General features: G+C 57.3%; 18 protein-coding genes and 1 tRNA gene. 11 read left to right on the top strand and 8 right to left on the bottom strand.

Annotated elements, in window-relative coordinates; all coding sequences use genetic code 11:
• Positions 1-16: 16 nt before the first annotated feature.
• The 3 genes from DSM25558_RS13690 to DSM25558_RS13675 all read right to left on the bottom strand — a co-directional run bounded on the left by DSM25558_RS13690 (position 17) and on the right by DSM25558_RS13675 (position 3661).
• Positions 17-1552: a sugar ABC transporter ATP-binding protein gene (locus tag DSM25558_RS13690; RefSeq protein WP_077105316.1), complete on the bottom strand. Its 1536-nt coding sequence runs from the start codon at positions 1550-1552 to the stop codon at positions 17-19.
• Positions 1553-1774: 222 nt separating this feature from the next.
• Positions 1775-2785 (bottom strand): rhamnose ABC transporter substrate-binding protein, encoded by a 1011-nt coding sequence (gene rhaS, locus DSM25558_RS13680; RefSeq protein WP_077105314.1) that lies wholly within the window; start codon positions 2783-2785, stop codon positions 1775-1777.
• 45 nt (positions 2786-2830) lie between these two features.
• Positions 2831-3661: a DeoR/GlpR family DNA-binding transcription regulator gene (locus tag DSM25558_RS13675; protein ID WP_077105313.1), complete on the bottom strand. Its 831-nt coding sequence runs from the start codon at positions 3659-3661 to the stop codon at positions 2831-2833.
• Positions 3662-3864: 203 nt separating this feature from the next.
• Here DSM25558_RS13675 and DSM25558_RS13670 point away from each other — a divergent pair, with 203 nt between their 5' ends.
• Positions 3865-5958: a bifunctional rhamnulose-1-phosphate aldolase/short-chain dehydrogenase gene (locus tag DSM25558_RS13670; protein WP_077105312.1), complete on the top strand. Its 2094-nt coding sequence runs from the start codon at positions 3865-3867 to the stop codon at positions 5956-5958.
• An 85-nt stretch (positions 5959-6043) separates the two neighbouring features.
• On the opposite strand, the gene DSM25558_RS13665 is transcribed toward DSM25558_RS13670, so the two are convergent.
• Positions 6044-6202 (bottom strand): YqaE/Pmp3 family membrane protein, encoded by a 159-nt coding sequence (locus DSM25558_RS13665; RefSeq protein WP_077105361.1) that lies wholly within the window; start codon positions 6200-6202, stop codon positions 6044-6046.
• 91 nt (positions 6203-6293) lie between these two features.
• Between DSM25558_RS13665 and rhaI the strand changes: the two genes are divergently transcribed.
• Together rhaI and DSM25558_RS28995 are read left to right on the top strand one after the other, a co-directional pair.
• Positions 6294-7586, top strand: coding sequence for an L-rhamnose catabolism isomerase (gene rhaI, locus DSM25558_RS13660; RefSeq protein ID WP_077105311.1), 1293 nt, complete (start codon positions 6294-6296; stop codon positions 7584-7586).
• Between the two features lie 144 nt (positions 7587-7730).
• Positions 7731-7895: a hypothetical protein gene (locus tag DSM25558_RS28995; RefSeq protein WP_200800755.1), complete on the top strand. Its 165-nt coding sequence runs from the start codon at positions 7731-7733 to the stop codon at positions 7893-7895.
• A gap of 387 nt (positions 7896-8282) precedes the next feature.
• On the opposite strand, the gene DSM25558_RS13655 is transcribed toward DSM25558_RS28995, so the two are convergent.
• The 3 genes from DSM25558_RS13655 to DSM25558_RS13645 form a co-directional block, all read right to left on the bottom strand.
• The gene (locus DSM25558_RS13655) at positions 8283-8564 is read right to left on the bottom strand and encodes a hypothetical protein (protein ID WP_077105310.1); all 282 of its coding nucleotides are present in this window, start codon (positions 8562-8564) and stop codon (positions 8283-8285) included.
• Positions 8565-8809: 245 nt separating this feature from the next.
• Positions 8810-8885, bottom strand: a tRNA-Thr gene (locus DSM25558_RS13650).
• Between the two features lie 119 nt (positions 8886-9004).
• Positions 9005-9961, bottom strand: coding sequence for an NAD(P)H-dependent flavin oxidoreductase (locus tag DSM25558_RS13645; protein WP_077105309.1), 957 nt, complete (start codon positions 9959-9961; stop codon positions 9005-9007).
• 287 nt (positions 9962-10248) lie between these two features.
• On the opposite strand from DSM25558_RS13645, the gene DSM25558_RS13640 reads away from it, so the two are divergent.
• Entirely contained in the window at positions 10249-11412 is a 1164-nt protein-coding gene (locus DSM25558_RS13640; protein ID WP_077105360.1) for a hypothetical protein, read from the top strand.
• A gap of 105 nt (positions 11413-11517) precedes the next feature.
• Here the strand turns inward: DSM25558_RS13640 and ppk2 are convergent, their stop codons facing one another.
• On the bottom strand, positions 11518-12399 hold the full coding sequence (gene ppk2 / locus DSM25558_RS13635) for a polyphosphate kinase 2 (protein WP_077105308.1): 882 nt from the start codon (positions 12397-12399) through the stop codon (positions 11518-11520).
• 151 nt (positions 12400-12550) lie between these two features.
• Between ppk2 and phoR the strand changes: the two genes are divergently transcribed.
• The 7 genes from phoR (at position 12551) to phoB (ending at position 20499) form a co-directional block, all read left to right on the top strand.
• Complete coding sequence (phoR, locus tag DSM25558_RS13630; RefSeq protein ID WP_077105307.1) at positions 12551-13822, top strand: phosphate regulon sensor histidine kinase PhoR; 1272 nt, start codon at positions 12551-12553, stop codon at positions 13820-13822.
• Between the two features lie 212 nt (positions 13823-14034).
• On the top strand, positions 14035-15069 hold the full coding sequence (locus tag DSM25558_RS13625) for a substrate-binding domain-containing protein (protein ID WP_077105306.1): 1035 nt from the start codon (positions 14035-14037) through the stop codon (positions 15067-15069).
• A gap of 270 nt (positions 15070-15339) precedes the next feature.
• On the top strand, positions 15340-16824 hold the full coding sequence (pstC, locus tag DSM25558_RS13620) for a phosphate ABC transporter permease subunit PstC (RefSeq protein WP_077105305.1): 1485 nt from the start codon (positions 15340-15342) through the stop codon (positions 16822-16824).
• The gene (pstA, locus tag DSM25558_RS13615) at positions 16821-18143 is read left to right on the top strand and encodes a phosphate ABC transporter permease PstA (RefSeq protein WP_077105304.1); all 1323 of its coding nucleotides are present in this window, start codon (positions 16821-16823) and stop codon (positions 18141-18143) included. Before pstC ends, pstA begins: the two co-directional genes overlap by 4 nt.
• A 14-nt stretch (positions 18144-18157) precedes the next feature.
• Positions 18158-18973: a phosphate ABC transporter ATP-binding protein PstB gene (gene pstB / locus DSM25558_RS13610; RefSeq protein WP_077105303.1), complete on the top strand. Its 816-nt coding sequence runs from the start codon at positions 18158-18160 to the stop codon at positions 18971-18973.
• 94 nt (positions 18974-19067) lie between these two features.
• The gene (phoU, locus tag DSM25558_RS13605; protein WP_077105302.1) at positions 19068-19784 is read left to right on the top strand and encodes a phosphate signaling complex protein PhoU; all 717 of its coding nucleotides are present in this window, start codon (positions 19068-19070) and stop codon (positions 19782-19784) included.
• Positions 19785-19815: 31 nt separating this feature from the next.
• The gene (gene phoB / locus DSM25558_RS13600) at positions 19816-20499 is read left to right on the top strand and encodes a phosphate regulon transcriptional regulator PhoB (protein WP_045229896.1); all 684 of its coding nucleotides are present in this window, start codon (positions 19816-19818) and stop codon (positions 20497-20499) included.
• The last annotated feature ends 122 nt before the right edge of the window (positions 20500-20621 follow it).

Raw genomic sequence — 20621 nt, 5'->3', positions numbered from 1 at the left:
CTCACGCATTGCCAAATCACGCGTTTCCCGTGGCGGCGCGCACCAGCTTTTCGGCTGAAAATTCCGAGCGCTCGAAGGTGCCAGCCATCAGCCCTTCGCGCATGACGATGGCGCGATCGGACATGCCGAGAATTTCCGGCAGTTCGGATGAAATCATGATGATCGACAATCCATAGGCGGCAAGCTCGCTGATGAAACCGTGCACAGCGGCCTTGGAGCCGATATCGATGCCCTTGGTCGGTTCATCCAGAATGATGACCTTCGGCTGCGTCGCCAGCCATTTGCCAATGACCACCTTCTGCTGGTTGCCGCCCGACAGCGTGCCGACGGGGACGGAAAGCGCGGCGGCACGCAAATCCAGCCGCGACGCATATTTGCGCGCCAGCGCAAATTCTTTGGCCGCTGCCAGAAAGCCTTTGCGCGATGTGCGCGCTAGTGATGGCAGCGACATGTTCTGATAGATCGGCAAATCCAGCGCCAGCCCGTGCCGGCCGCGCTCTTCCGGCACATAGACGATGCCAGCCCGGATCGCATCTTCTGGTGAGCGGATGGAAAGCGGCTCGCCATTTAGCGTGAGCGTTCCCGAAGCGGGGCGGGTGATGCCGAACAGCGACTGGCACAGCTCCGAGCGCCCCGCGCCGATCAGGCCGTAAAGGCCAAGGATTTCGCCCTTGCGCAGATCGAAGGATATGTCGCGAAATTCGGTGTCGTGGCAATAGCGCTGCACCGAAAGCGTGGTCGCGCCAATATTGACCGCCTGCTTCGGGAAGGCATCCTTCACATCGCGCCCCACCATCAGGCGCACGATTTCGTCCTGCGGTGTCTGCGCCAGATCACCCGAACCGACCATCTTGCCATCGCGGAAAACCGCATAGCATTCGGCGATTTCATAGACCTCATCGAATTTGTGGCTGATGAACAGGATGGCTTTTCCCTGCCGCTTCAGGTTTTCCACGATACGGAAGAGATCATCGATTTCCTTTCGCGACAAAGCCGCCGTCGGCTCATCCATGATGACGATGCGGGCTTCAACTGACAGTGCGCGGGCAATCGCCACCAGATGCCGCTGCGCAATCGACAGGTCTTTCAGCCGAATGGTTGGATCGATCTGGCTCTCCAGCCGCTCCAGCAAAGCGCGTGATTTTTCGTTGATGGTCTTCCAGTCGATCAGCCCGAAGCGGGCTTTCGGCGCATGGCCGAGAAATATGTTTTCGCCCACCGACAGTTCATCGAACAGCACGGTTTCCTGATGAATGGCGGTGACGCCAGCGTCGATGGCATCCTGCGCGCTGTGGAATGTGACCGGTTGGCCATCCAGCAGGATTTCACCTTCGTTGGGGCGGTAAATGCCAGTGAGGATTTTGACGAGCGTGGATTTGCCTGCGCCGTTTTCACCGATGAGGGCCGTGACCTTGCCGGGATAGAGCGCAATGTTGACGCCATCCAAGGCTTTGACGCCGGGGAATATCTGGCTGATGCCGCGCATTTCGAGAATGGGCGAGGCGTTTGAGGCCTCGGTCGCATCCGTGATTTTGGTTTCAGCGTGCATCATCAGTCTTGCCAGTCAGTTTATTGGAGTTTGTGGGTGGGGCCACCCCCCTCTGTCCTGCCGGACATCTCCCCTTCAAGGGGGGAGATCGGATTGCGGCAACCTTTCGAACATCTTGATTGTCGAGCTTGAAGTGGCGCGCATGCATCTTGCCGATCTCCCCCCTTGAGGGGGAGATGCCCGGCAGGGAAGAGGGGGGTAAGCACCACCCTCAATTCCATCACGTCAGAATATCTTCGAGAACTGATCGATATTTTTCGCGTCGTACACAAACGGATCAGCCATTGCGGCCTCACTGTTCTCACCAACCTTGATCTTGCCCATGCGACCGGCTTCGATCTCGGTGCCCGGCTTGCCATCCGCATCACCCTTCACAAGGTGGTAGGCGATCTGTGTGGCGGAATAGCCGAGGTCGATGGGGTTCCAGATGGCGAATTCCTTGGTGGCACCGGACTTGATGGCACCGGCCATTTCGGAGGGAAGACCAAGGCCCGTCACGAAGACCTGACCGATCTTGCCCGCATCCTTCACTGCCTGCGATGCGGCCAGCACGCCGACCGTGGTTGGTGCGACGATGACCTTTACATTCGGCTGCGATGTGAGCAGGCCCTGTGCTTCGCGGTAACTCTTGTCGGCCAAGTCGTCACCATAAACGGTGGTCACGAGGTTGAGGCCGGGGAAGTCCTTCAGCTGCTTCTTCATCTCATCGATCCAGATATTCTGGTTCGTGGAGGTGGTGGTGGCAGAGAGGATGGCGAAATCGCCCTTTCCGCCTTCCAGATGCGCGGCTGCCAGCTGCAGGCACATTTTGCCGATCAGCGCGTTGGAGGATGGATTGAGCTGCAGAATGCGGCCTGCCGGTGCAACGCCACTATCCCAGGAAATAACCTTGATGCCGCGCTGTGCCGCCTTCTTTAGCGCTGGCACCACCGCGTCAGGGTCGTTGGCGGAAATGGCGATAGCATCCACGCCCTGCGCGATCAGGGAATTGATGACCTCGATCTGGCCTTCGGCTGTCGTCGTCGTTGGGCCGGTATAGATGATCTCGACGCCGCCGAGGTCCTTGGCGGCTTCCTGCGCGCCCTTATTTGCGGCCTCAAAAAAGCCGTTGCCGAGCGACTTCACCACCAGCGCGATCTTGATGTCTTTGGCCTGCGCCATGCCGCCAAATCCGGCAACGCCGATGGCGACGCTGAGCGCCAGTGCCTGGCTGAGTTTTCTGCGTGTCAGTTTCATGTTGGTTCTCCTCCCGATTAAACCTTATTCCCGCTGCGGTGCTCCTCAAGCGACCGAAGCGGAATCCTCCTCGTCCGGTGGTCGCGGCGCTTGCGTACTCGCAACTGCCCCGGCCACGATCAACGTCACGCCCGCCGCCTCCACCATCCGTGCCGCCTCGTCGGAAATGCCCTCATCGGTAATGATGGTGGAGACATTTTCCAGTGGGCAGAGAATGAGGCTTGAGCGTTTGCGGAATTTGGAGGAGTCGATCATCACGATCAGCTCTTCCGCCTGCCGCATCAATTTCTGTTCGCTCTGAATGACCAGAGCATCCGATTCCATGATACCGAGCGCACCGACACCCTGCGCGCCGATGAAAATGCGCCGCGCATAAAAATTGCGGATCGCGTCATTTTCAAACGGCGACAAGATCAGGCTCTGGTCGCGATAGATCGCGCCGCCGGGCACACTGACATTGCACTTCGAATGCTTGACCAGATGCTCTGCAATGGCAAAGGAATTGGTCATGACCTGCAAACGGCGGGCCGAAAGATAATGCACCATCTGAAAGGTAGTGGTGCCGCCATTGATAATGATGGCATCACCCTCTTCGCAGAGATCGACCGCCTTGCGTGCAATTGCGCGTTTCTTATCGATGTTGACCGATTCAGAGACGCGAAAGGGACGTGCGGCGAGATTTCCGAGCTGTGGCGGATGCACCGCTTCGGCCCCGCCACGTACGCGCCGCAACTTGCCCTGCACATGCAAAGACGCGATATCCCGGCGGATCGTCGCTTCGGAAGCGTCCGTCAACTCGGCAATATCCTGTACCGTCACCACAGGCTTTTCCTGTATGGCGCTTAGGATAATGCGATGTCGTTCGCTTTCGTGCATGGGGTCCTCCTGAACATCAGTTATTCGTAAAGTTTTTGCGTTGTCAATCAAGTTCAATCAAAATAAACAATGCTGCATCGCACAATGAAAATATATGATCGTTTATGATTGACATTGCGCTTTTGATTGCGCGATATCTCCCGTCAATGGGAGGCGGGCTGGTTCGATGAGTCCGCGAATAACCGATATGGGAGGATATTGCGATGGGACAGACCCGTCTTCTCGACAACCGCTGGGATGATGCTTACGCCGCAAAGCTCGATGAGCCCGGCAAGCTTCTCTATCGCTCCAACCTGCTGGGCGCAGACAAGCGCATCACCAATTATGGGGGTGGCAACACATCGGCCAAGGTTCTGGAAACCGACCCACTGACGGGCGAAAAGGTCCGCGTCATGTGGGTCAAGGGCTCCGGCGGTGATGTCGGCACCATCAAGCTCGACGGCTTTGCCACGCTCTATCTCGACAAGCTGGAAGCGCTAAAGGGCATCTACAAAGGCGTAGAAGACGAAGACCGCATGGTCGGCTTCCTGCCCCACTGCACCTATAATCTCAACCCGCGCGCCGCCTCCATCGACACGCCGTTGCACGGCTTCGTGCCATTCGATCATGTCGACCACATGCACCCGGATGCGATCATCGCCATTGCCGCCTCGAAGAATTCCAGGGAATTGACGCAGCAGATTTTCGGCGATGACATCGGCTGGCTGCCTTGGCGTCGTCCCGGCTTCCAACTGGGTCTCGACCTCGAAGCCTTCGTCAAGGCCAACCCGACTGCCAAGGGCGTCGTGCTGGAAAGCCATGGCCTGTTTACCTGGGATAATGATGCCAAGCGGTGCTACGAACTAACACTTGAGATCATCAACAAGGCCATCGAGTGGTTCGCCAAGGAAACCGAGGGCAAGACGATTTTTGGTGGCGCGGTGGCCAAGAGCCTTTTACCGGAAGAGCGCCGCGACATCGCCGCCCGCCTGATGCCGGAAATTCGGGGTCGCATTGGCCGCGAAGAGCGCAAGCTCGGCCATTTCGATGATCAGGATGCTGTCTTGGAATTCGTCAATTCCAGGGATTTGAAGCCGCTGGGCGCGCTCGGCACATCCTGCCCGGACCACTTTCTGCGCACCAAAATCCGCCCGCTGATCCTCGATCTCGACACGGCAAAGCCGGATGTGGAGGCTGTTCTCGCCGGTCTCGACCAGGCGCTGGAGGACTACCGCGCCGATTACGTCAGATATTACGAAAGCTGCAAACACGACAATTCGCCTAGGATGCGTGACCCGAACCCAGTGATCTTCCTCATTCCCGGCGTTGGTCTGCTGTCCTTCGCCAAGGACAAGGCGACAGCCCGCATTGCCGGTGAGTTCTACGTCAACGCCATCAATGTCATGCGCGGCGCTTCCACCGTTTCGAAATATCAGGGCCTGCCGGAGCAGGAAGCTTTCGACATCGAATATTGGCTGCTGGAAGAGGCGAAGCTTCAGCGCATGCCGAAACCCAAGAGCCTGGCAGGCCGCGTGGCCTTTATCACCGGCGGCGCAGGCGGCATTGGCCGCGCGACGGCGGAACGTCTGGCCAATGAAGGTGCCTGCGTGGTGTTGGCGGATATCGATGAAGGCGCTTTGGACGCCACCAAGGGTGATTTTGAGAAGCGTTTCAGCGCGGATGCGGTGCGTAGCGTGAAGCTGGATGTGACGAAGGAAGACGCGGTTCTCTCCGCCTTCACGCAAGCCAGCGTTGAATTCGGCGGCGTCGATATTCTGGTGTCCAATGCAGGTATTGCGTCCTCGGCACCGGTCGAAGAAACGACGCTTGCCATGTGGAACAAGAATATCGACATTCTCGCCACCGGTTATTTTCTCGTCTCGCGCGAAGCCTTCCGCCTGTTCCGTCGCCAGAATCTCGGTGGCAACGTCGTCTTCGTCGCCTCTAAGAACGGCCTTGCCTCATCGCCCAATGCATCGGCCTATTGCACGGCGAAGGCTGCGGAAATTCATCTGGCCCGTTGCTTGGCGCTGGAAGGTGCGGATGCAGGTATCCGCGTCAATACGGTCAACCCGGATGCGGTTCTGCGTGGTTCGAAAATCTGGAATGGGGAATGGCGTGAGCAGCGTGCGGCTTCTTCCAAGATCGAGGTGACCGATCTGGAAGAGCATTACCGCAAGCGCTCGATGCTCAAGCTGAATGTTTTGCCTGAGGACATTGCCGAAGCGATCTACTTTTTCGCTTCGGATGCCTCGGCTAAATCCACCGGCAACATCATCAATGTTGACGCTGGCAATGCGCAGAGTTTCACCCGGTGAGGGCCCCGCTCCCCTCATTCCTGTGACAAGCACAGGAATGAGGAAAGGAGAAGTTGCTGCAAGCTTTATCGAGGATCAGCCGGTACTATCGGCGCAGAATAACCCAGATGGCATGAATAATGCCGGGGATATAGCCACACAGCGTCAGCAAAATGTTGAGCCAGAACTGCAAGCCAAGACCGACCTGAAGAAAAACGCCGACTGGCGGCAAGAAAATGGCAAGAATAATACGAATAATGTCCACGATTGAATATCCCGTCTGTTTGTTTCCAAGCACATAACGTGGGGAGCGCGGATTTGGTTCAATCGCGGGAGGTGAGGCACGGGAGGACAGCATGACCGAACTGAAAATAGCGGCAGATATCGTTGATCGCGAAAATGAAAAGCGCACGAGCGCCCATCAGGCGGATTACGAGGCGCTGGGTGCCAATCTAGCGCGCCGCAACATCGATATCGAGGCGATCACCGCGCAGGTGTCTGAATTCTTCGTCGCCGTTCCCTCCTGGGGCGTCGGCACCGGCGGCACGCGCTTTGCCCGCTTTCCCGGCAAGGGAGAGCCGCGCGGCATTTTCGATAAGCTGGACGATTGCGCCGTCATCAACCAACTGACGGCGGCCACGCCCAACGTCTCGTTGCATATTCCCTGGGACAGCCAAGACCCAAAGGCGGTGAAAGCCCACGCAGATGCCCTCGGCCTCGGCTTCGATGCCATGAACTCCAACACGTTTTCGGACGCCGAGGGACAGCAGCATTCCTACAAGTACGGCTCTCTCAGCCACGCGGATGCGGCAACGCGCCAACAGGCGGTCGATCACAACATCGAATGTATCGAAATCGGTAATGCTTTGGGATCCAAGGCGCTGACGGTGTGGGTGGGCGATGGCTCCAACTTCCCCGGCCAGAGCAATTTCACCAAGAGTTTCGAGCGCTATCTCTCAGGAATGGCCGAGATTTATAAGGCTCTGCCGGATGACTGGCGCATCTTCTCTGAACACAAGATGTACGAGCCGGCCTTCTATTCGACCGTGGTGCAGGATTGGGGCACGAATTACCTCATCGCCAACACGCTGGGCGAAAAGGCCTTTTGCCTTGTCGATCTCGGCCATCACGCGCCCAACACCAACATTGAAATGATCGTCGCCCGCCTCATCCAGTTCGGCAAACTCGGCGGCTTCCATTTCAACGACAGCAAATATGGCGATGACGATCTGGATGCAGGCTCTATCGATCCCTACCGCCTCTTCCTCGTCTTCAACGAGCTGGTCGATGCCGACCATCGCGGCGTCAAAGGCTTCCACCCGGCCCATATGATCGACCAGTCGCACAATGTCACAGACCCCATCGAAAGCCTTATCTCAAGCGCCAACGAAATCCGCCGGGCTTATGCGCAGGCGCTGTTGGTGGACCGCGCAGCCCTTGATGGCTTCCAGCAGGACAACGATGCGCTGATGGCATCCGACACGCTGAAGCGTGCCTACCGCACCGACGTCGAGCCTATTCTTGCCGAAGCCAGAAGAAGATCAAACGCGGCAATCGATCCTATCGCAACCTACCGCGCCAGCGGCTACCGCGCCAAGGTGGCTGGTGAGCGCCCGGAATCCAAAAGTGGCAGCGGCGGCATTATCTGATCCCATCCGGGTAACGCAGCAAACCTTAACAAACGAAGGCACGCCAAAGCGTGCCTTCACGCTTTCATAACCAAATATGTCCGTCGTTAAAGAAATGTGTTTTTCGCCCCATCATCTTCACATTCACGTTTATGTTAGGGACGCATGAAGCAACCAATAGACAGATCAGGCCTGATATTCGTAGCGCTGCTGTGCGTGCTCGTGGGCATCGTGGTGAGCATCGCATTCCTGAACGGCGACAGACAGCTTTCACCGCAAAGTCAGGACGGGACGTTGATACCGAGAACGACGGCCCAGCCGCAGCAGTGATGAGCCGTCCCTTTGTCCGGTGATGCGCTCCAAATTCGCGAAGTCGATGACGGTTAAATGCTTGTCCTGTGCCGTGATGACAACAACGCCATCAATAACTGACCGAAGCTGACCGTACGCTATTACACACTGATCACACATCGCGGATATCTACTTACCGGATTCTTTATCCTTCTTCGCCTGATCATGGTGCCACTTAATGGCGTAAAACATTCCCACACCCAAAACGATAATTTTGAGCGGCAACAGAACTATAGGGAACCAATCGACCCAATCTCCATCCATCATTTTTAGCACTTCCAGGCGTTATCTCGGCGCTATCTACGGAATATCTCCAGACTGTCGCTTTAACAATTTGTCTTCTTGCCGCAGCCCAGCGCCCACTATCTAATGCTGGTTTATCCGGTCTTGAAGTGCGGCAATAACGGCATGCAAGAACTCGTTATGCCGGAGGCTTGAAGCTGCCATCACACTCTTTTCCAGCCGGTCGTGAATCTTGTTCATGAACCCGACATGGTCGAAACTGTGGGCGGCAATATTTACCTCGACCTCTTCCATATAGTGAGAAAGGTGCGGACCCAGTTCCAGGTTTGCATCCGTCTGATAGTGGGCCGCCATTCGCTCTGCAAGTGTCCCCATCTGGACGTAAGGGCCATAGTTCTCGCTCATTCACACTCCTTTTCTAACGTAAGCAAATTACATAAGCGCGGTTCCTTGCAAGAACGAGGTGTTTCCTCTGTCCGTCGCGCAAACGTTATCTTGATCGTTTCGTATTTGCTGTGTGGGTATAGCTGCTTTGGCAGTTGCCAACGAAAGTAGAATAAGCCGTGCCGAGACTTGAGAAGGCCCGTTGGAGCGAACAAGAATGTTCCACCTGTGGAAGCCGGAAGCAAGTCTTTGATTTGCAAGGAAACTGGTGCCGCTTGCAGGACTCGAACCTGCGACCCCATCATTACGAATGATGTGCTCTACCACCTGAGCTAAAGCGGCGTACCAAGCGCCGGAAAGCTGTCGGCGCTGTATAATATGGCGGGCTGATACAGGCATTGGGCCCGGATTTCAAGTCTTGAATATCGCTTGGCTCAAAAATCAGCCGTCTCTGTTCGATGTCAGTTGCAAAGTCGTGATTTTGCCGCCGTGTACTCGGACGCGAGGCGGTCTACCAGAGCGGAGACGGGTTCGACGGCTTTTACGGCACCCACGCCTTGGCCTGCGCCCCAGATGTCTTTCCACGCTTTCGCGCCGCTGGTTGCTGCTCCGAAGTCCATCTTGGAGGGGTCGGCCACCGGCAGATTATCGGGGTCCATGCCTGCTGCGAGGATCGACGCCTTCATGTAGTTGCCGTGAATTCCGGTGAAGTAGTTGGAATAGACGATGTTGCTGGCTTGGGCCTCCACGATGGCTTGCTTGTAGGCATCACTTGCCCTTGCCTCTGTCGTGGCGATGAAGGGAGAGCCTATATAGGCCATGTCTGCACCCATGGCCTGGGCCGCGAGAATGGCACCGCCATTGGCGATGGCACCTGCCAGAAGCAAGGGGCCGTCGAACCATTCACGGATTTCCTGGACCAGCGCGAAGGGGGATAGCGTGCCGGCATGGCCGCCAGCGCCGGTGGCGACAGCAATCAGCCCGTCTGCACCCTTGCGGATGGCGGAGCTGGCATGGCGGTTGTTGATGACATCATGCAGCACGATCCCGCCATAGGAGTGGATGGCGGCATTCACCTCTGGCACAGCACCCAGCGAAGAGATGACGATCGGCACCTTGTATTTGACGCACAGACCAAGATCATGCTCCAGCCGTTTGTTGGAGGTATGGACGATCTGGTTGACCGCAAAGGGTGCCGCCGGTCTCTCCGGGTTTGCCGCATTATGAGCGGCCAAATCCTCGGTCATCATCGCCAGCCATTCGTCTAGCTGGCTTTCGGGGCGGGCGTTCAAAGCGGGAAACGCACCGACGATGCCTGCCTTGCATTGCGCCAGCGTCAATTCGGGGTGAGAGATGATGAACAAGGGCGATGCGACAACCGGCAATCGAAGATTGTCCTTGAGTACGGACGGCAGCATGTTTCCTCCCATGAGTGACGTTTACGCGCACGTAAGATGTAGCGAAGCCGATGCGGGATGAAAAGAGAAAAACAATGCGAACGCCGCCACGTGCATCGCCCGGGCCTGTTCCAGGGGCGAGTAGGGGGAATCGCCGGATTTCGAGCGCTCTTCCATGCTTTTCCCCAAGCCATTCCGCTGTTTGTGAAATACATCGCTTGCGATTGGCCAAGCGAGTCGTTACCGAATCGTAAACAACATGGCGCAATGCCGCAGACGCTTTTTGCATGGCAAGAAAAGGACGGGTCGTGAGCGGACTGGAAACGGCAATCAGGAACGCCCTGGAAAAATCGGACAGATCGAGCGCCGAAGTGCGCGCGCGGATCTACCAATCGTCGCGGCAGGCGCTGGAAGCGGGTTTGCGCAAGCAGGGCATAGAAGACCCCGAGGTGGTGGCGCAGCAGCGCCAGCGGCTCGAGACCTTGGTCCATGCTATCGAAAGCGAAGAGCGAAATCGTCTACTCAATGTGGTTGAAGATCACGTTCGGCGTGAAGCAGCCCGTGCACCCGCTGCTCCGCCCCCTGTTCGTCAGGTTCCGCCAACCACCTCTTCAGCACAGCGTGAGGACGATGTGCTGCCCGTTGAGGCGGAGGTGAGGGGAGACGTTCCCGAGGAGACGACGACCGATCACGACATCGGAGATTTTCGTGCCGAGCGTGGCGTGGTCGCGCCGGATGCCCGATCTGCGTCGGACGCGGATATGGGGTCTCTTGCCTTCACGCCACAGCGCGCAGCCAAAGCGCGGCGCAAAAAGCGGCTGGTCGCCCGGCTGTTCATTTATTTTACTCTGCTGGCGTTCCTCGGTTTCGGCGCGTGGTGGGTCTATAGCTCAGGCCTGCTGCTCAGCCCTTCCGAACGCGATACCAGTGTTCCCAATCCGCCGCCTGAAGTTCAGTCGGAAGATTTCACGGGCGCGGAAGCCAAGCCGGAGCCGAGCCTTGAAGCCGGGCGTGGTTTTTCCGATGCCTGGAACGAGATTTTCAACGCTGACAGAGGCAATAGTGGCCTGCAAACAGGCTCTCTCGCCGCGATCGAGGGTATTTCCACACCTGCGGGCAAGGCCGTGCGGCTGACGTCGCGTGTGGCGGAGACAGACGGCAACGTCAGCATTGCGGTGCCGACAGACGTGCTGCGCGAGATGGCCGGGAAATCCTCGACCATCGCTATTACGTTGCAGTCCTCCAGCGACCGGCAGACGCAGCTGTCCATCAGCTGCGATTTCGGCAGCCTTGGAGATTGCGCCCGTCATCGTTTCACGGCGACACCCGAGCGCGCGGACATGCTGATCAACGTCTCATTTGACCGGACGCTGGCCCCCAACAGTCCCGGCCGCATCATCATCAACAGCGATATCGATGGCAATGGCCGCCCGGTCAATCTCTACTCTGTGCGGATTCTGCCTGGGGAGTAATACAACTCCCAACGTCTTTCCTCATTCCTGTGACAAGCACAGGAATGAGGGGGCGGGTGGCGACCGCAAAGCCAAGACAGTGAATATCTTTCCCCGCCGGTTAGCCTACTTCAAAAAATCCGGCCCAAACCCCAGAATCTTGCCATCGATATCGCCAATCACCTTCTTGTCCTTGCCGTCATAATCCAGCGACGTCAGGATGTGTTTGATGAGGTTGATGCGGGCGCGACGTTTGTCGTTGGCGTGGATCACGGTCCAGGGGGCGTCGTCAATGTGGGTCTTTTCCAGCATCAGATCACGCATCGCGGTGTAATCGTCCCACTTGGTCAGTGCGGCGATGTCCATGTCGGAAAGCTTCCAGGATTTCAGCGGGCTATGACGGCGGTCATGAAAACGGTCGAGCTGGGTTTCTCGGCCCGTATCCAGCCAGAACTTGAACAGATAGGTGCCTTCGTGGACCACCATCTTTTCAAGTCGGGGCGTTTCCTTGAGGAAGCGCTTGTGCTCCTCCGGGGTGCAGAAGCCCATGATCGGTTCGACGCCTGCCCGGTTATACCACGAGCGGTCGAACATCACGAATTCGCCAGCGGTTGGGAAATGGGAAATGTAACGCTGGAAATACCACTGACCGCGTTCGGTTTCCGTTGGTTTGGTCAGCGCAACGACGCGCGCAGTACGGGGGTTAAGATATTCCTTGATAACCGAAATGACCCCGCCCTTTCCGGCGGCGTCACGTCCTTCGAACACCGACATCACGCGCTTGCCGGTCGCCTGCAACCAGTTCTGCACTTTCACCAGCTCGATCTGTAGTGCTTCCAGCGTCTCATCATACTCGTCGCGGTTCATCTTCTTGTCGTAGGGATAGCCGCCGGCGGAGAGCTTCTTGTCTTCGACCCAGTCCGGCAGAACCGGATCGTCGATATTGAAAATGCGGGTTTTGCCCCCGATTTGAAGTTCAACCGAACGGTCCTTGGCGTTTTCGCTCATCATGGCTCCCTGGGGTGTGGTGTTTCAGATCGGCGTCGTGGCATTGCGTTGATACAGGCTGTGGAAAAGACATAGTGATGAATCTTTGTCATGAAAGAGGGATAAAAGGTTTTGATGCGTTGATTTCGGCGTAGAAGAAAAGTGGACGACGATGGCAATCATGGAAGGTGGAGACTCATTGGGGCGATATTTGCATAGGCTTCGCAGAAGCTGGCTGCCCATTCTGGTCGTCACCATGCTCGCTGCCGTGACGCTTTCGGAATTGCGCTCGCCCTATGTTCCTCTCTTTCTCTGGTTGGGTGCAGTGCTCGCCATTCTGGCAATAAGCTCTGGCGCTGTCGTGAGATTGCCCCGGCAACATGCCGCTGATGTGGCGGCGGAGGAGGAGCCAACCGTCAGTGAAAGCCAGATCGCCGGTGTGCGTTCCGGCCTTGCGGTCCTCGATACGCCGGTTTTAATTCTGGATCGCAACGCCAGCGTCCTGTTTGAAAACAACGCCGCGGACCGGGCCTTCGGAACGCTTGCCGTCGGCTCGCACATTTCCGGTCGCCTCCGTTCGCCCGGTTTGCTGGATGTCATTCGCGAAACCATTGCCACGGGGCAACCCAATCAGGTCGAGCATTCCGAGCGATTGCCTTCCGAGCGCGTCTTCATCGTCAGCATCGCGTTGGCTGAAATGCAGGGGCCGGCCAGCGCACCGCTCTATATTCTCTCTTTCCGCGATGTTTCCGAGCTTCGCCGGATCGACCGCATGCGCAGCGACTTCGTTGCCAACGCCAGCCACGAGCTGCGCACGCCTTTGGCTTCGCTGCGAGGCTTTATCGAAACCATGCAGGGTCCAGCCCGTGATGACCCCAAGGCGCGCGAGCGGTTCTTGGGCATCATGCTGGATCAGGCAACCCGCATGAGCCGTCTGGTCGATGATCTGATGTCGTTGTCTCGGCTGGAGTTGCGCGCCAATATCGCGCCGGATCAGAAGGTCGATCTGGTGCCGTTGCTGGGGCATGTGCGGGACTCGCTTCTGCCTCTGGCGCAGGACCTCGACATTACCATCAATCTCCATGTCCCGGACCAAAAGGTCGAAGTGACCGGTGATCGTGACGAGTTGGTGCAGGTGTTCCAGAATCTTGTCGAAAATGCCTGCAAATACGGTCAGGACGGCAAGGTGGTTGACGTGTTTTTGCGCGTCGATGCTGGAAAACCTGTCGAAGTCAGCGTCGTGGACAAGGGGCCTGGCATTCCCGCAGAGCATGTTCCGCGCCTGACCGAAAGATTTTACCGCGTCAGCGTTGCGGACAGCCGCTCTAAAAAAGGCACCGGTTTGGGCCTCGCAATCGTCAAGCATATCCTCACCCGCCACCGCGCCCGGCTGATTATCCGATCGGAGCTAGAGGTCGGAACGGACTTTACCGTCAGATTTTGACATATAACGCTTTCGTCATACGTACACTTTAAAAATAATGATTTAAAATCAATAATTTAGACTGTCACAAATACTTCACCGAAGTGACATAAAAGGGTGTTGCAAGACTGATTAAGAAGAGGTGCCGGGGCAGCCCAAGTTGGGTGAGAGGGTAACACTCCTGCCGGCAGCGTCCACAAATGCCCACCGCGGGCACCCTACGGGAGATTCACATGAATATCGTTAAATTGTCCGCAGCTGCCTTGGTGGCTTCTGTCGCTTTTGCCGGCGCCGCCGCTGCTCGCGACCAGATCCAGGTTGCCGGTTCCTCTACAGTTCTGCCTTACGCAAAGATCGTTGCCGAAACGTTTGCTGAAACCTTCCCTGACTTCAAGGCTCCAGTTGTCGAGTCCGGCGGTACAGGCGGTGGTCTGAAGGCATTCTGCTCCGGCGTTGGTGAAGGCACCATCGACATTGCAAACGCTTCGCGTCCAATCAAGGCTGACGAACTTGCAGCCTGCAAGACGGCTGGCGTGACTGACGTTCAGGAAGTCAAGATCGGCTACGACGGCATCGTCTTCGCCATGGACAAGTCCAACAAGGACGTCAAGCTTGAGCCAAAGGACCTGTACCTCGCTCTCGCGGCTGAAGTCGTCAAGGACGGCAAGCTTGTTGCCAACCCTTACAAGAAGTGGTCGGAAATCAACAAGGAACTGCCAGACGTAACGATCGCTGCTTACATTCCTGGTTCTAAGCACGGCACACGCGAAGTCTTCGAAGAGAAGATCATGGCTGACGGCTGCAAGGAAGCTAAGGCAACCGACGCTCTCAAGACCCTTGTTCCCGATGCCAAGCAGGCTGCTGCAAAGTGCATCGCAGTTCGCAAGGACGGCGTTGCTGTCGACATCGACGGCGACTACACAGAAACGCTCGCTCGCATCGACGCCAACAAGACCGGCCTCGGCGTCTTCGGTCTCGCATTCTACGAAAACAACAAGGACAAGCTGAAGGTTGCGACCGTCAGCGGCGTTGTTCCTTCCACTGAAACCGTTGCAAGCGGCAAGTACCCTGTTTCCCGCCCACTGTTCTTCTACGTCAAGAAGGCACATGTCGGCGTTATCCCAGGTCTGAAGGAATATGTAGAGTTCTTCACATCCGACGAGATGATCGGCCCTGACTCTCCACTGGCCAACTACGGCCTGGTTGCTGCACCAGAATCCGAGCGCAAGGAAATCCGCGCGCAGTTCGAAGCTGGCAAGATCATGTAATCCTCTCGGAGGGCGCGGCATTTGTCGCGCCTTCCACCCATCTCCGCTGGCAAGGTCTGTGTGGGTTGATAGATCCTATTTATCGTATGGCGAAGATGTCGATAAATACGACGTATCTACCCGGAATGCCGAAGCCAAAAGGAAATACGGCACCTGTCGCGAAACCACTGGGTCCATAAGGTCCAAGACGGTTTTCGGATGATCCGATGTGCAAATAACAAAGCTGCCTGATACCGCATCCCCGCTCATGATGCGCCGAGGAAAGTCTCCATGAACACATCCATACTTTTACTTATATTGGCGCTGATCGGCGTAGCCAGCTATATGCTTGGTTCACGCCGTGCCATCGCTCTGGCTGGTGCCCGTCCATCCTCCATGCATTCGCGACCTGGCTATCACGGCTGCTACGTTCTCGTCTGGGCCGTTCTTCCCGCAGCGTTTATTCTGGCGCTTTGGCTGGCTGTCAGCCCGTTTGTCATCACGTCGGCGGTGCGCGGCGCGTTTCCAGATGACATCAAGGCTCAGTCCGAAGCACAGCAAAGCCTGAACTACGGCATGGTCGGTTCAATTGCGCGTGGTCTCCAGCGCCTGACGACGGATGAACTTTCGCAGGCGAAAGCCGATCCTGCCACCTTGCGTCCATTGCTTGGCTCCAAGGGTGTGGCGATTGCGGGTGATCCGCAGCCTTACATGGTCGAGGCCGCTGAAACGCTCAACACGATGACGTCAACCAGCCGGATCGGAATGGTGGTCGTTGTGCTGGTTGCGGCAATCGCCGGCGCGTTCTATGCCATGCGCGGCATTGCTCCCCGGTTCCGCGCTCGAAACATGGTGGAGAAGGTCATTCTCGGAGCGCTCGTGGTGGCATCGTCCATCGCCATTCTCACGACCATCGGCATTGTTCTGTCGATGCTGACGGAGGCGATCCAGTTCTTCAACATGGTTCCGGCTCACGAGTTCTTTTTCGGAACCGTGTGGGACCCGCGCTTTGCCGCTGCTGGCACCACCGACAGTTCCGGCCAGTTCGGTCTGATACCGCTGTTGGCTGGTACACTGTATATCGGCTTCGTGGCCATGCTGGTGGCTGTTCCTGTGGGTTTGTTTTCAGCGATCTACATGGCTGAATACGCCACGCCGCGCTTCCGCTCCGTCGTCAAACCGTTGCTGGAAGTGCTCGCCGGTATCCCGACCATTGTCTATGGCTTTTTCGCCCTGACCACAGTCGGTCCGTTTCTTCGCGATATTTCCTCGCAGATCAACGGCCTCACCACCGGCGACTATGCCAGCTTCATCCAGGCACAGAGCGTCATCACAGCCGGTTTCGTCATGGGTATCATGCTGATACCCTACGTCTCTTCGCTGTCAGATGACATTATCACCGCTGTTCCAGGGGCGATGCGTGACGGTTCGCTCGGGCTTGGCGCGACGCGCTCGGAAACAGTCAAGAAGGTCATCCTTCCGGCCGCTCTTCCCGGCATCGTGGGCGCTATCCTGATGACCGGATCGCGTGCCATCGGTGAAACCATGATCGTGGTGTTGGCTGCCGGTGTGGCCGCCCGCCTGCAACTCAATCCGTTCGAGCCGATGACCACTGTTACCGTCAAGATCGTCAGCCAGTTGACGGGCGACCTTGAGTTCACGTCGCCGCAAACACTGGTTGCCTTTGCGCTTGGCATCACACTCTTTGCCATCACGCTATGCCTCAATATCTACGCGCTCTACATTGTGCGCAAATACCGGGAGCAGTACGAATGACCGACGTCGTTACTCCGGGCGTCATCGCCCCAGCCGCAACGAAGAAGGTCCGGCGCGATATCGGCATCAAACGCCGCTACGCCTCCGAGCGCCGCTTCCGCACCTACGGTCTTGCCGCCATCACCTTTGGCCTGCTGTTTCTGTTTCTTCTGCTTTGGTCGGTTGTCGGCAAGGGCTATACGGCGTTCCAGCAGACCATGATCACGGTTCCGGTCGAGTTCTCCGAACAGATCATCGATCCTGACAATGTCCGCGCCCAGAACCCGGCAAAGCTGGCGACGGCCAACTATCCGGTCATCGCTCGCAATGCGGTTGCAAAGGCACTCGGCGTGTCGCTGGATGACCGCACGGCCCTGCGCTCCGTCAATGCCCTGATCTCGGATAGCATCCGTGCTCAGCTGCGCGACGTCGTGGTCAAGGATCCGAGCATCATCGGCACCACGCGCACGGTTTCCCTTCTGGCGTCGGGCGATCTCGATAGCGCCGTCAAGGGCCAGATCGATCTCTCCGTCAACGAAGCCAACCGCCGCATTTCGGATCAGCAACTCGGCTGGGTCAAGCAACTGACCGATGCTGGGCAGCTTGCGAAGCAGTTCAACACCGGCATTTTCTTCAACGGCGCATCCAGCCGTCCGGAAGCATCGGGTGTGGGCGTCGCACTGATCGGCTCCTTCTATATGATGATGATCGTGCTGGTGCTGTCGCTGCCCATCGGTGTCGCCGCATCCATCTATCTGGAAGAGTTCGCGCCGAAGAACCGTCTGACGGATCTCATCGAGGTCAATATCAACAACCTCGCTGCCGTTCCTTCGATCGTTTATGGTCTGCTCGGTCTGTCTGTCTTCATCAACTTCCTGGGTTTCCCGCGCTCGGCCTCGCTGGTCGGCGGTCTGGTGCTGACATTGATGACGCTGCCGACCATCATCATCGCCACCCGCGCGGCGTTGAAAGCCGTGCCACCATCCATCCGTGCTGCGGCTCTTGGCCTTGGCGCATCGAAAATGCAGACGATTTTCCACCATGTCCTGCCGCTTGCCATGCCCGGTATTCTCACCGGTACCATCATCGGCCTGGCGCATGCCCTTGGCGAAACCGCTCCCCTGCTGCTCATCGGCATGGTCGCCTTCGTCGCGAATTATCCGACAACACCCATGGACCCGTCTACGGCCCTGCCGGTGCAGATTTACATGTGGGCGAACGAAGCAGAACGTGCCTTTGTCGAAAGAACATCTGGCGCTATCATCATCCTGCTCATGTTCCTCATCGTCATGAATGTTGGCGCAATTCTGTTGCGTCGCCGCTTTGAACGGCGCTGGTAGAGGGAGCTAAGGCTATGAACATGTTGTCGGAAGCAGCAGTTGAAAAGGCGCTGGACAAGAAAATGAATGAAGTTTCGTATAAGATGATCGGCAAGGACGTTTCCGTCTATTACAGTGAGAAACGTGCCCTTTACGATGTGAACCTCAACGTTCGCGAAAACACCGTTACAGCTCTGATCGGTCCGTCCGGTTGCGGCAAGTCGACGTTCCTGCGCACCTTGAACCGCATGAACGACACGATCGATGGCTGCCGGGTCGCTGGCAAGATCACGCTCGATGAAGAAGATATTTACGATCCGATCATCGATGTGGTGGAACTGCGGGCCCGCGTCGGCATGGTGTTCCAGAAGCCGAACCCGTTCCCGAAGACGATCTATGAAAACATCGCCTATGGTCCGCGCATCCACGGTCTCGCCCGCAACAAGGCGGATATGGACCAGATCGTAGAAGCCAGCCTGCAGAAGGCCGGCCTTTGGAACGAAGCGAAGGATCGGCTGCACGAATCCGGTACCGGTCTGTCCGGCGGTCAGCAGCAGCGTCTTTGCATCGCCCGCGCCATTGCCGTTTCGCCTGAAGTCATCCTCATGGATGAGCCTTGCTCGGCGCTGGACCCGATTGCGACTGCCAAGGTCGAGGAGCTGATCCACGAACTGCGCGCAAACTATACCATCGTCATCGTCACCCACTCCATGCAGCAGGCGGCCCGCGTGTCTCAGCGTACCGCCATGTTCCACCTCGGCCATCTGGTCGAAGAGAACGATACCGACAAGATGTTCACCAACCCGGATGATCAGCGCACGCAGGACTACATCATGGGTCGCTTCGGCTGATCCCATTGTCTGTTGTGTGATGAGACATCCACGCCAACCCGCTTGAGCCTGGTCAGGCTTGCGGGGCGGCGTCACGAAACTGGAGAATTCGACCATGCCGACACATTCCCACATCATGTCCGCCTATGATGACGAGCTGAAGTTCCTCACCCGCCGGATCGCCGAAATGGGTGGCCTTGCCGAACAGATGTGCGCCGACGCCGTGCGTGCGCTCGTCAATTCGGACTCCGCCCTGGCGCAGAAGGTGATCTCGGACGACACCATTCTGGACCATGCCGAACGCGAAATCGGCGACAAGGCGATTGTCACCATCGCAAAGCGCCAGCCAATGGCCGCAGACTTGCGTGAAGTCATCGGGACGCTGCGCATCGCAGCCGATCTCGAACGCGTGGGCGATCTTGGCAAGAACACCGCCAAGCGTGTTCTGGCCGTTTCCGGCACCGGCGTTCCGCGCAAGCTGGCGCGTGGCATCGAGCATCTCTCGGAGCTGGCTCTGGTCCAGCTCAAGGAAGTCCTCGACGTTTACTCGACCCGCTCCGTAGAAAAGGCCCAGGCCATCCGTGAACGCGACGAAGAAATCGACGCGATGTACACATCGCTGTTTCGCGAACTGTTGACCTATATGATGGAAGACCCGCGCAACATCACCACCTGCACGCATCTTCTCTTCTGCGCCAAGAACATCGAGCGCATCGGTGACCACGCCACCAACATCGCCGAAACCATCTACTACATGGCCACCGGCAGCCAGCCGGAAGGCGAACGTCCAAAGGACGATAGTTCCAACACGCTCGGCGCAGTCACCGAGTGAATTCCTTATAAGACTGGCGGAGTCCCTAGCCATGGTGCCGAAAATCGCAGTTGTCGAAGATGAAGAGGCGTTGAGCGTTCTTCTTCGATACAATCTGGAATCCGAAGGTTACGACGTGGATACTATACCGCGTGGTGACGAGGCGGAAATCCGCTTGCAGGAACGCACACCGGATCTTTTGATCCTGGATTGGATGCTGCCGGGCGTTTCCGGCATCGAGCTTTGCCGCCGTCTGAGAATGCGTCCTGAAACCGAACGGCTTCCGATCATCATGTTGACGGCACGCGGTGAGGAAAGCGAGCGGGTGCGCGGTCTGGCCACCGGTGCCGACGACTACGTGGTCAAGCCCTTCTCCACGCCGGAACTGATGGCGCGCGTCAAGGCCATGTTGCGCCGCGCCCGCCCGGAGGTTCTGTCTTCGGTTCTGAAATGCGGTGACATCGAGCTGGATCGCGAAACCCACCGCGTTCACCGCAAGACCCGTGAAGTGCGGCTCGGACCAACCGAATTCCGTCTGCTGGAATTCCTGATGGTGTCTCCCGGTCGAGTTTTCTCGCGCTCCCAACTGCTTGATGGCGTATGGGGTCACGATATCTATGTGGATGAACGCACTGTAGACGTCCATGTCGGCCGCCTGCGCAAGGCGCTCAACTTCTCCAACATGCAGGATGTCATCCGTACCGTACGCGGCGCGGGTTATTCCATGGAAGCCTGATATGGGGCAGGGAGCATTGGTTTGCTCCCACCAGAAAACCGAGATACGTCATGCTAATCTAAATATAACACCGCTCCGAAAGGGGCGGTGTCTTGCGTTATCTTGTCCCGTGAAAGTACCAC

Source organism: Agrobacterium sp. DSM 25558 (genome assembly GCF_900100825.1).
Lineage (GTDB): Bacteria > Pseudomonadota > Alphaproteobacteria > Rhizobiales > Rhizobiaceae > Agrobacterium.
This window is presented reverse-complemented; position numbering and strand designations above follow the sequence as displayed.